General features: G+C 65.4%; 9 protein-coding genes and 1 tRNA gene. 8 read left to right on the top strand and 2 right to left on the bottom strand.

Features of this window, described 5'->3' with window-relative positions; genetic code table 11:
* The first annotated feature begins 22 nt into the window (after positions 1-22).
* The 8 genes from OIM94_RS15580 to OIM94_RS15545 all read left to right on the top strand — a co-directional run bounded on the left by OIM94_RS15580 (position 23) and on the right by OIM94_RS15545 (position 6,329).
* Complete coding sequence (locus OIM94_RS15580; RefSeq protein WP_413716364.1) at positions 23-955, top strand: TraB/GumN family protein; 933 nt, start codon at positions 23-25, stop codon at positions 953-955.
* A 69-nt stretch (positions 956-1,024) separates the two neighbouring features.
* Positions 1,025-1,510, top strand: coding sequence for a DUF1440 domain-containing protein (locus OIM94_RS15575; RefSeq protein ID WP_264607596.1), 486 nt, complete (start codon positions 1,025-1,027; stop codon positions 1,508-1,510).
* A 268-nt stretch (positions 1,511-1,778) separates the two neighbouring features.
* On the top strand, positions 1,779-3,968 hold the full coding sequence (locus OIM94_RS15570; protein WP_264607595.1) for a sodium-translocating pyrophosphatase: 2,190 nt from the start codon (positions 1,779-1,781) through the stop codon (positions 3,966-3,968).
* Between the two features lie 321 nt (positions 3,969-4,289).
* On the top strand, positions 4,290-4,508 hold the full coding sequence (gene infA, locus OIM94_RS15565) for a translation initiation factor IF-1 (RefSeq protein WP_003049127.1): 219 nt from the start codon (positions 4,290-4,292) through the stop codon (positions 4,506-4,508).
* A gap of 13 nt (positions 4,509-4,521) precedes the next feature.
* Positions 4,522-5,091 (top strand): Maf family protein, encoded by a 570-nt coding sequence (locus OIM94_RS15560; RefSeq protein ID WP_264607594.1) that lies wholly within the window; start codon positions 4,522-4,524, stop codon positions 5,089-5,091.
* Positions 5,084-6,034, top strand: coding sequence for a ribonuclease (locus tag OIM94_RS15555; protein ID WP_264607593.1), 951 nt, complete (start codon positions 5,084-5,086; stop codon positions 6,032-6,034). The genes OIM94_RS15560 and OIM94_RS15555 overlap by 8 nt, the downstream gene beginning before the upstream one ends.
* A 5-nt stretch (positions 6,035-6,039) precedes the next feature.
* Entirely contained in the window at positions 6,040-6,222 is a 183-nt protein-coding gene (locus tag OIM94_RS15550) for a DNA gyrase inhibitor YacG (protein WP_126001596.1), read from the top strand.
* A 31-nt stretch (positions 6,223-6,253) separates the two neighbouring features.
* A tRNA-Phe gene (locus OIM94_RS15545) sits at positions 6,254-6,329 on the top strand.
* 538 nt (positions 6,330-6,867) lie between these two features.
* Here the strand turns inward: OIM94_RS15545 and OIM94_RS15540 are convergent.
* The gene (locus OIM94_RS15540) at positions 6,868-7,308 is read right to left on the bottom strand and encodes a hypothetical protein (protein WP_264607592.1); all 441 of its coding nucleotides are present in this window, start codon (positions 7,306-7,308) and stop codon (positions 6,868-6,870) included.
* A gap of 523 nt (positions 7,309-7,831) precedes the next feature.
* On the bottom strand, positions 7,832-10,951 hold the full coding sequence (locus OIM94_RS15535; protein WP_264607591.1) for a helicase-related protein: 3,120 nt from the start codon (positions 10,949-10,951) through the stop codon (positions 7,832-7,834).
* Positions 10,952-11,746 lie beyond the last annotated feature (795 nt).

Genomic DNA, 11,746 nt, shown 5'->3' with positions numbered 1-11,746 from the left:
CGCCCGATCGCATAATCGGGGGATGTCCGCCGTGAAGTTCAAATCGCTGTTCGCCACCGCTGCCGCGCCGCTGGCGCTGCTGTTCAGCCCGCTCGCCTTCGGCCAGGCGGCACCCGCCGCCGCGCCGGCAGCCGTGCAGAGCCGCCCGGCCGATCCGGCGCTGTGGGTGGTCAAGGATGCCGATACCACCATCTATCTGTTCGGCACCGTCCACGTCCTGAAGCCGGGCCTCAGCTGGTTCGATTCGGCGGTGAAGACCGCCTTCGACAAGAGCGACACGCTGGTGCTGGAGCTGGTCGAACCCGATCCTGCGACGATGCAGGGCCTGCTGGTCAAGATGGCGCTGGCGCCCGCGGGATCGAAGCCGATCGCCGAGCAGCTCCCGGCCGACAAGCGCGACGCCTATCTGAAGGCGATGGCCGATATCGGCGTGCCGCCGGCAGCCTTCGATGCGCTCCAGCCCTGGGTGGCGGGCATCACCCTCAGCGTCGCCGGCCTGCCCAAGCTCGGCTATGATCCCAACAGCGGCGCGGAGAAGGTGCTGACCGCCGCCGCCAAGGATTCGGCCAAGCCGGTGATCGGGCTGGAGACCGCCGAACAGCAGCTCGGCTATTTCGCCAGCATGCCCAATCCGCTGCAGATCGCGTTCCTCGCCTCGGCCGTGGAGGACTATCCGAAGCTCGGCAGCGAGCTCGGCAAGATGATCGACCAATGGGCAGCCGGCGACCCCGAGGCGCTGGGCGCCACGATGAACGAAGGCATGCGCGATACGCCCGAGCTGGCCAAGATCCTGCTGGCCGATCGCAATGCGCGCTGGGCGAAATGGATCGAGGAACGGCTCCAAAAGCCGGGAACGGTGTTCTTGGCAGTAGGCGCCGGCCATCTGGCGGGTGCCGACAGTGTCCAGGCGTTCCTCGCCAGGGATAGGGTGAAGGCGGACCGCATCCGCTACTGATCCCGTCCGGCGGGGTGCGTCATTCCTAGGTGCGGCGCCCCGCCGCATCCCAATCCGGAGCAGCGTTGCATGGCATCGAATCCCCGTCCCCTGATCGGTCTCCTCGCAGGCGTCACCGCCGGGCTGGTCGCCTCGGCCGCGATGGCCGCTTTCCAGAACCAGGCAAGCAAGCTCGTTCCCAAGGAAGACCAGAGCAAGGACGATCCCGCGACGGTGAAGGCCGCCGACATGGTGGTCGAGGCGGCAACCGGCGATAAGGTGCCGGAGCCGTACCGCGAGGCGTCGGGCCAGGCGGTGCATTACATTGTCGGCGGCGTACTGGGCGGGATCTACGGGCTGATCACCGAATATCGCCCCGAAGCCGCGTCGGGCTTTGGCGGGGCATACGGCGTGGTGACCTCCGCGCTGCTCGACGAAGGCGCGGTACCGGCGCTGGGCCTGGGCAGCGGGCCAAGCGAGACGCCGGCCTCGATCCATGCATATGGCGCGGCATCGCATCTGGTGTACGGCATGGTCCTGGAAGGCGTGCGGCGGATCATCGCGGGCGCGCGCTGAGTCCCCCCCTGTCCCCATATTGAAACCGTCATCCCCGCGTAGGCGGGGACCCATTAGGGTCGCCGGATCGCTTCTTTTCGCAAACGTACAGGCGAATGGATCCCCGCCTTCGCGGGGATGAGGGTGGTTTGGGAAACATGATCCATTTCTCTCCGGCTCCTACCGCCTTGCGCGAACCCCCTATTGCTATACCCTCCCGCCTTGCGGACGAGACTGGACACACCCGGCGCGCGCCGCGACCCGCAATAGCAGGGGAGGATGTCACTCTATGACGATCGTCTATTTCGCCATCGTCTGCGGCCTGATCGCCGTGGCCTATGGCTTCATCACCAGTCAGCAGGTGCTGCGCGCACCGGCCGGCAACGCCAAGATGCAGGATATCGCCGCCGCGATCCAGGAAGGCGCCAAGGCCTATCTGACGCGGCAATATACCGCCATCGCCGTCGTCGGCGTTGTGGTCGGCATCGTGCTGTTCCTGACCCTGGGGGCGATCCCCACCGTCGGATTCCTGATCGGTGCGATCCTGTCCGGCGTCGCCGGCTTTGTCGGCATGAACATCTCGGTCCGCGCCAACGTCCGCACCGCCGAGGCGGCGCGCAGCAGCCTGCAGGGCGGGCTCACCCTCGCCTTCCGCTCCGGCGCGATCACCGGCATGCTGGTGGCGGGCTTGGGCCTGCTCTCGATCGCGGTGCTGTTCTGGTATCTGGTGGACGTGGCGCAGCATGCGCCGGGCGATCGCATCGTCGTGCTCACCCTTTCCACCCTCGCCTTCGGCGCCTCGCTGATCTCGATCTTCGCGCGGCTCGGCGGCGGCATCTTCACCAAGGCGGCGGATGTCGGCGCCGATCTGGTCGGCAAGGTGGAAGCCGGCATCCCGGAGGACGATCCCCGCAACCCTGCGGTCATCGCCGACAATGTCGGCGATAACGTGGGCGACTGCGCCGGCATGGCCGCCGATCTGTTCGAGACCTATGTCGTGACGCTCGGCCTCACCATGGTGACGATCGCGCTGCTGCTGCGCGGCGTCGATGCGGCGCTGCTCACCCGGCTGATGGCGCTGCCGCTGCTCGTCGGTGGCGTCTGCATCCTCACCTCGATCATCGGCACTTACATGGTGCGCCTGGGCGCCAACCAGTCGATCATGGGCGCGCTCTACAAGGGCTTCTGGACCACCGTGATCCTTGCGGTGCCCGCCATCTACGGCGTCACGCATTATGTGCTGGGCGGCCGGATGCAGGAGTCGATCGCATCGCTCGGCGAGCCCTCGGCGCTGCTCGACGGCAGCACGCTGTCGGCCGATGCCGTGGCCGCCGCGGCGGCGATGCCGACCGTCACCGGCATGGGCCTGTTCTGGTGCATGATGATCGGCCTGGCCGTCACCGGCCTGCTGGTTTGGATCACCGAATATTATACCGGCACCAATTTCCGCCCGGTGAAATCCATTGCCAAGGCCTCGGTGACCGGCCATGGCACCAACGTCATCCAAGGCCTCGCGATCAGCCTCGAATCCACCGCGCTGCCTACGCTGGTGATCGTCGTCGCGGTCATCGCGACCTATCAGATCGCGGGCATTCTGGGCGTGGCCTTCGCGGCCACCTCGCTGCTGGCGTTGGCCGGCATGGTGGTCGCGCTCGATGCCTATGGTCCGGTGACCGATAATGCGGGCGGCATCGCCGAGATGGCCGGCCTGCCCGACGAGGTTCGCCACAAGACCGACGCGCTGGACGCGGTGGGCAACACCACCAAGGCGGTGACCAAGGGCTATGCGATCGGCTCGGCCGCACTCGCCGCGCTGGTGCTGTTCGGCGCCTACACCACCGATCTCGACCATTATCGCGACGCGCTGGGGCTGACCGGGCCAGTCAACTTCTCGCTCTCCAACCCGTACATCATCGTGGGTCTCTTGCTCGGCGCATTGCTGCCCTATCTGTTCGGCGCGTTCGGCATGACCGCGGTCGGCCGCGCCGCCGGGTCGGTGGTGGAGGACGTTCGCGCCCAGTTCCGCGACAATCCGGGTATCATGGCGGGGACCAGCCGGCCCAATTACGCCCGCACGGTGGACATCGTCACCAAGGCGGCGATCCGCGAGATGATCGTGCCCTCGCTGCTGCCGGTGCTGAGCCCGATCCTCGTCTATTTCCTGATCGCCGCGGTGGCGGGCAAGGAACAGGGCTTCGCCACGGTGGGCGCGATGCTGCTCGGGGTGATCGTCTCGGGCCTGTTCGTCGCCATCTCGATGACCAGCGGCGGCGGCGCCTGGGACAATGCCAAGAAATATATCGAGGACGGCAATTACGGCGGCAAGGGCAGCGATGCCCACAAGGCTGCGGTGACCGGCGACACGGTCGGCGATCCCTACAAGGACACGGCAGGCCCGGCGGTGAACCCGATGATCAAGATCACCAACATCGTGGCACTGTTGCTGCTCGCAGCGCTGGCCGCCGGCGGCACACACTAAGAAGAACGCAAATCCTCCCCGGAACGGGGAGGGGGACCATTCGCGCTAGCGAATGGTGGAGGGGCCGCGCCGCGAGGCGCGGAATATACCGCCCTCACAGGAATCACCGCCGCTATCGCGGCGGCCCCTCCACCCCCGCCTACGGCGACGGTCCCCCTCCCCTGCTGCGCAGAGGAGGATCTTGCACGCCTTGCCTTCCCACCCCGATCTCCCCACATCCAACACGAAGATGCGCGCGGATCCCGCGCCGCCTTCCCTTTTTCCTTCCAGCGCTGTAAGGGCGACGCACTTTTACGCGCGCTAATCCCTGAGAGGCATTTTTTGGCCAAAGAAGAACTGCTTGAAATGCGTGGACAGGTTGTGGAGCTTCTCCCCAACGCCATGTTCCGCGTCCGGCTCGAGAACGACCATGAGATTCTCGGCCACACCGCCGGCAAGATGCGCAAGAACCGCATCCGCGTGCTGGTGGGCGACGAGGTGCTCGTCGAGCTGACGCCCTACGACCTGACCAAGGGCCGCATCACCTATCGCTTCAAGTAAGCAGGCGCGGCCCATGCGGCTCGTGCTCGCTTCCACTTCGCCGCGACGGCTCGATCTGCTCACCCGGATCGGCGCCGCGCCCGATCGCGTCGCTGCTCCGGACGTGGACGAGGATGTCCGCGCCGGCGAGCTGCCGCGACCCTATGTGCTGCGCGTCGCCACCGCCAAGGCGCATGCGGTGACGCGTGCGCCGGACGAGATCGTCCTCGCCGGCGACACCACCATCGCCGTCGGCCGCCGCATCCTCGGCAAGCCCGAAAACGAATCCGATCTGCGCCGCATGCTGGCGTTGCTCTCCGGCCGCCGCCACCACTGCCTCTCGGCCATTTGCGTGATCGGACCCGACGGCAAGGCCCGCACCCGCGTCTCCGACACCGTGGTCGCGTTCAAGCGCCTCAGCGACGCCGATATCGACTGGTACGTCGCCAGCGGCGAAGGCATGGGCAAGGCGGGTGGCTATGCCATCCAGGGCAAGGCCGAGGCGTTCGTGCGCTTCCTCTCCGGCAGCCATTCGGGCGTGGTCGGCCTGCCGGTGTTCGAGGCCCGCGCGCTGCTGGCCGGCGCCGGCTATCCCCTTGGCTGAGTGGCTGTACGAGGCGGGGATCGGCGAGAACCGCGCCGCCCTCGTCGCGCGCGGCACCATCTGGCAGGCACGGATCGAGCTGGCGGGCACCCGCCCCCAGGTCGGCGCGATCTGCGCGGCACGGCTCGCCGACAAGTCCACCGGCAAGGTAACGCTCGACCAAGGCGGCGAGGCGCTGTGCGATCCCCTTCCCAAGGGCATCACCCAGGGCGCGGCGCTCAAGGTGAAGATCGTCCGCGAGGCGATCCCCGAACCCGGCCGCGCCAAGCTCCCCAAGGCCGTCCCCGCGCCCCCTGAGGCCCCCTTGGGCGACGGCCCGGACCTGCTCGCCCGCATCACTGCCAGCGACCACCCCGTCCGGATGCTCCGCCCCCACGAGGCCGATGCACTCGAAGAGGCCGGCTGGTCCGAGCTGCTCGACGAAGCCTATACCGGCGAGATCGCCTTCCCCGGCGGCGCGCTGCGCATGTCCCCCACCCCGGCCATGACCTTGTTCGACGTCGACGGCGCGGGCCCGCTGGAGCCGCTGTCGATCGCCGCCGCCCACGCCGTCGCCCGCGCCATCGAGCGGTTCGGCATCGGCGGCTCGATCGGCATCGACTTCCCCACGCTCAGCAGCAAGGGCGCGCGCAATGCGGTCGCCGAGGCGATCGACGCCGCGCTGCCCCAGCCCTTCGAGCGCACGGCGGTCAACGGCTTCGGCTTCCTCCAGATCGTCCGCCGCCGCACCCGCCCGTCGCTGCCAGAGCTGCTCCACGCCGATCCCGTCGGCGCCGCCACCCGCGCCGAGCTTCGCCGGCTGGAACGCCTTCCCCCGCCGGTGCCGGCCACCCATATGGTGGATGCCCGAATCGCCCGCCGCCTGGCGCGCGAGCCCGACTGGACCGAGACGCTCGCCCGCCGCATGGGCGGCACGGTCCAGTTCGTGACCCCCAAGGAGTGACCCCCATGCCCCGCGACGCCTGCCCGATCTGCGGCAAGCCCACCGCCCAGGACTTCAAGCCCTTCTGCAGCCGCGGCTGCAAGGATCGCGACCTGCTGCAATGGCTGGGCGAGGGCTACCGCGTGCCCGGCGAGCCGGCGCAAACAAATGTGCAATCGGGGCTGGACAGCCACGAATTCCCCGACTAACAGGCGCGCTCCCCGGCGGTTCCGCCGGTGTGCCCGGGTAGCTCAGTTGGTAGAGCATGCGACTGAAAATCGCAGTGTCGGCGGTTCGACTCCGTCCCCGGGCACCATCCGCCTCTCCGCAGATAATCGCACACATTAGCAGAGGCGATCTGCACGCTTACGTGCCCCTAGCGCACGTTTACGCACGATAGACGGCTTAACGAGAGCGTAGAACGCGCGTCCTGTGCGGTTTGATAATCAACGTTGCGAAGTTTTGTGGAGGGTGGCTACCGCCCTTCCACTCCTCATCCTGTATAGGCGTGAGCAACCCAAGCGATTCGTCGTAGAAAGCTTATGCCTCAACCCTTACGGCTTTCCCGCGGATTATCGCATCGCGACCGATCCGGCTCACAACCCCTATTGCGGGCGCCACAAGGGCCATTGAGACCCACATGTCGAACCCTCCGGATAGTTCAGCGGTTCGTCTCCTCACGAGCTGAGCAGACCAGGCTCTTGATCGGCGTGCACGCCCCAGGGGATCACCCACTTATCACGCCTGGTAAGGCGGGTGCAGGATGCGAAGGCGTTTTCTCTCATCGAGGTGTCGTCACAATGGCGGCGCAGCGACATTGCGGCTGAGCTGAGGCGGAGCCCTACGCGCTTGGGTCAATGGAGACCTCCCTGAGAAGCTGCCTGCGTTATCGCAGCGACAAGCGAGTCGTAGCGGCGCGCGTCATCCGGATGGCACTGGCGCGCCTGCGCGCTTCGAGCCTCGTCGATTTCCACGCTCCCCGCGATCAGCATGCTCTGCGAAAACTTCAATCTGACCCCGTCTAGCGGGTGGACACTCCTATTCGCGTCACCCTGCGTCGACGCTAGGATGCTCGCCGCCTCAGCGGCATAGGCAGAGCTCGAGAACGTAGCGCCGGCAGGGAGGATGCCGGACTCGATTGCGATACTGTCGGCCTCGGCTCTACCGGGCATCAGTGCCGCAGCGACGTCGTCGTCCGACGCGAAGGAGAGGCACCTGTAGGTGCCGTCGAAGGAGAAGAGGTTAAGCTGGCGATCACCCGCAGCGGCCTCATATCGCATCGTTGCATATTTCATGTCTCAGCTCTCCTTGCACCGTGCAACGCCATCATCTTTCTCGCCCGCCAACAGCGTTGACGGCCTGTAATTGGGATGGAGCCCCGCTCATTTCAGCAGTTCCAGGTTGGCAGGGAATTAGCAGGGTCTGCTTCGGCGATGCTCCTCGACGCAACCTCCATCCTCGTTCGTTACGCCCGTGGCCTTCAAGTTGCTCAACGGGCGAATGCACCGCAAAGATCAGTCATGCGTCTTTCGCTATGTCACCTCAAATATCAGACGATGGGACACGTGCCACACACGGGTCAGCCGGTTCACGCCGGCTGCGAGGGTGACGCCCCCAAAGGACGATACACTGTTCGCTCGCAAGCCGGTGCAAACCAATCCATCGAGATCATCAGCACGCGCCTGTGCGACGAAGGTCTCAATCGCTGCCCACGCTGCTGCGCCATGTCCGCTTCGTGCTCGAAACATGAAGGCACGATCACAGCAACATCAGCCCGTACCTGAACCGTGGAACCAAGCCCGTCCGTGAGGGCAGCATTCAGGTTGCCAGCATTTCCAGCACGACCTGAATCCGTTCCAACCGCTGATCTTCCCCGATCGCCGCTACCAGAAGCAGGCGGTCCTTCTTGGCGGTCAGCCCCGCCGCCTCAGCATCGGCGTTGAAATCGTGTCTCGGCGAGAATGCGATTGCGGATGGTCCAGCATCAACGCGAGCTATCCGGGCCGCCCTCGCCAACAGGCGCAGACGTGCGTGCGTCATCAGCGTCAGTGCTGCTTCTGGTAAAGGCCCGAAGCGGTCGACCAGTTCTTCCTCGAACGCATCGATTTCCGCCTCACTCGTCAGACGGCTGAGCCGCACATAGAGCGTCAGGCGCACGTCCGGCTCGGGTATCCATGTTTCTGGCCAGGCACATCGCGCACCCAAATTCATCTCGGGCGACCAATTCTCTTCGGCCTCGCCGCGAGCAGCCTGCAGCGCTCGCTGCAGCAGATGCTGATATAGATCGACACCGATCAGCTTCATATGGCCTGACTGAGTTTCGCCGAGCAGGTCGCCGGCACCGCGGAAGTCGAGGTCCCGTGCACTGATCTCGAACCCCGCGCCGAGACGGTCGAAGGTTGAGAGCGTTCGAAGGCGCTTGACGGTTTGCGCGCTGATCGCATCCTCACCTTGGGTGAGAAGGATCACCTGGCCGCGCCGGGTGCCACGCCCGACGCGCCCACGCAGCTGATGAAGCTGTGCAAGTCCGAATCGGTCCGCTCGCCACACGATCATTGTATTAGCGCGGGGAATATCCAGTCCAGCTTCGATTATGTTGGTAGCCAGAAGAACGTCACCTTCGCCCTCTGCGAAACCCACCATCGTGGCGTCGATCTGGGCGGGAGGCATCTTGCCATGCGCCTCCACTAGATTCATGTCGGGCACGACGCGACGCAACTTCTCGGCGAGCTTCGCCATATCCTCGATCCGCGGGACGACGATGAAGCTTTGCCCACCGCGACGCTTTTCACGAAGCAGGGCGGTACGGATGCGACCCTCGTCGAATTGATCGAGGCTCGTGCGGATCGGCTGGCGCCGTGCAGGAGGTGTAGAGATGATCGAGATCTGCTGGAGTCCCACGAGCGCCCCCTGCAGCGTACGCGGGATCGGCGTGGCGCTTAGGCTCAGCAGATGCGTCTCACCCGATCCACGAAGCCTAGACTTGTCGCTTGCCCCGAAGCGCTGCTCTTCGTCGATCACGACAAGGCCAAGACGCGCATAGCGCACGTTCTCTGCCATCACCATTCCGGTGCCTATAACTATCTGAATCGATCCGTCCGCCAATCCCGCCTTGACCGCTTTCTTCTCGGCTGCACTCGATAGACGGGAGAGCCCGGCGACCTTCAGCCCGGTACCTTCGAAGCGACGCTGAAAACTCGCCAGATGCTGGCGGACCAGCACAGTCGTAGGTGCGGCGACCACCACTTGATGTCCCGCAAGCGCCGCCAGCGCAGATGCCCTGAGCGCAACCTCCGTCTTGCCATAGCCGACGTCGCCAATCACCAGTCGGTCCATCGGCTTGCCGCTGGCAAGGTCGGTGCGCACGGCGGCAATAGCTCGAGCCTGATCCGCGGTCTCGTTGAATTGAAAGCCGGCAGTGAACTTCTCATAGGCAGACGTATCCGGATCGAGCACAGGTGCCGCCAGCTTCGCGCGGGCTTCGGCCAGCGCGGTCAACGCCTTGGCGCTGTCCAAGATAGCTACATTGATGGCTTCGCGGCGCTTCAACCAGGACGAACCATCCAGCTTGTCCAGCGTCACTGCATCGGCGTCGATACCATAACGCCAGATTCGGTCAGCATCGTCGATCGCCACCAGCCGTCGCGATCCCCCTGCATATTCCAGCGCGATCATTTCGCCGCCATGGCCACCCCCTGTGGGCGCTTGCTCCAGTCCAGTGACGATCCCGACCCCGTGGTCTTCGTGCACAACCACATCGCCGATGTGAACGTCGCCCGTTCGAAACGCCGAAACGCCGTCGATGTTCTCTGCCGAGGCACCATTGACGGCGCGGCTACCAAGCAGGTCGGCTGCCGCGATCAGGATCAATCCATCGCCTACGAAGCCGCAGTCCGCCGGCATCTCGAGGAAGCCCCCTCTTCCCGGCGGGAGTTCCAGGGCTTGGTGCCAGTTCGCGAGCTCGACCATCTCCAGGCCGAGCCGCTTACTCACGCGTGTGCGTAGAAAGCGCAGGTCGCGCACCCCTCCCGCCAGTATGAGCGCATTTTCCGCAAGCTTGGGTTTCAGGAAACGGTCGAGCGCCGCCAGTGGCGAGCGGCTTTCGACGAACCTCGGCACGGGCTGGAACCTACACTCCAGAGCGATCTCGCGCCATTCCGAAAGTGCGGCCTCCCAGGCGCTCTCCGAGACGGCATCAACCTTCTCACTCCTCCCGCAAGCAGCATCGATGGCGAGTTGCAGAAAGCGGCTTCGGCGTTTGTCAGCCCGCTCGGAGAACAGGATCACTCCGGGAGGAACGTGTTCGAGGAGGCAGGTTGAGGGCTCGCTGTCGGGTTCAGCAGCACGCCCGATCTCGAGGGCCTCAAGCTCCTCGATGCTTCGCTGTGTGTGCGGATCATAGGCGCGGATGGAAGCTACGAGGCCATTGGCGATCTCGATGCGAGCAGGTCGGCCCGCATCCGCCGGGAAGATGTCGGCGACCTCACCTCGCACAGCCATCTCACCGGGTTCGTCGACGCGATCGTCGGCGACGTAGCCGACCTCTTCCAACATCATCGACAACTGTTCCATGAGAAGCCTGTCGCCCACGGCTATCCGAGGAGGGGCGAGGTCGAATGCTGCGGGAGGCGGGTAAAACCGCGCGGCAGCCTCACCACTTGCTATGCACGCGATTTTCCGCCGGTCGCCCACTTGCTGAGCCATCCGGAGGCTATGCAGCGCTGCCACCCGTAGGCCGATGTTAGCCGGCGAGGCAGGCGCAAGATCTCCGGGCAGTGCGTCGCTAGAGGGCACGAAGAAGATCGTGGACGCAGGTAGCATCGCCCTCAGCGTGGCGGTAAGCGCCTCAGCCTGCTGATCATCGTCCGCAAGATAGACTAGATCGTGCGCCTCCAGAATGCGGGCGACGTCGGCGGCGATCGATGTGATCGATGTCATGCAACTCCTTCCAGATCTCGCGATGCGCCCGCCCCAAACGCTCCCGCGGCGAAAGCGGTGCCTGCTAACTAAAGGTTCGGAGAGGATGTCGGGAGAGCTCTGGCTGAGCGAGGAGCGGTAGAAGCGACCACGGCCGCTTCTGCCAGACAGGCCGCCAGGCGTGCCGCGGGCCAACGAGCGCTGAGTGATCAGCGGCCTCGTCTATGTGCTGCAGGCAGGCTAGCGTTGGAAGGATGCTGCGAGCGCCTAGGTCACGCGCAAGCCCCCGCGCAACGGCGTAACGTTGGTCGAAGACGGATGCCTGGCAGAGGGCCACTCAAGCGCTGGCAGTTGCTTGCGACCGCCGGCCAAGGTCCTGATCGAAAGCACGCATGTGAAAGGTCCGCCGTCCAGCTGCCTGCGAAAGGAGGGAGGTGTACGCTCCGGCAGTCAGCATCAGCCGAGAGGCGCAACACCAAGGTCGATACCGCCGGCGCCCGAGGCAATCCGCTCGCCTTCCTCCTAACACCCGGCCAGGCGACGATTTGGCAGTGGGCGTTGCTCCACGCCTCGCAGCCGCGCTGCATCGTCCATGTCGCCTCCGATAATCCCAATCGTGTCGAAACCTCGACGAGCGGCAGAGGGTCATTCCCAACCGCCAGGGCCAGCCGCCGCTGGAGAAGCTGCTGCAGGCAGAACCTCGACAAGGATCTTAGCGCCGTCGGACGTATGTTCTGCCGCCTGAAAGACCGCGGCCGCGTCGCCACGGGACATGACCCATCAACGCCATCTCGCTCGACAGCATCCACCTCGCCG

Origin of the sequence: Sphingomonas sp. R1, assembly GCF_025960285.1 — a bacterium.
In the GTDB taxonomy this organism is placed as follows: Bacteria; Pseudomonadota; Alphaproteobacteria; order Sphingomonadales; family Sphingomonadaceae; genus Sphingomonas.
Note: the sequence above shows the minus strand (reverse complement) of the source record. Positions and strands in the feature narration are given on the sequence as shown.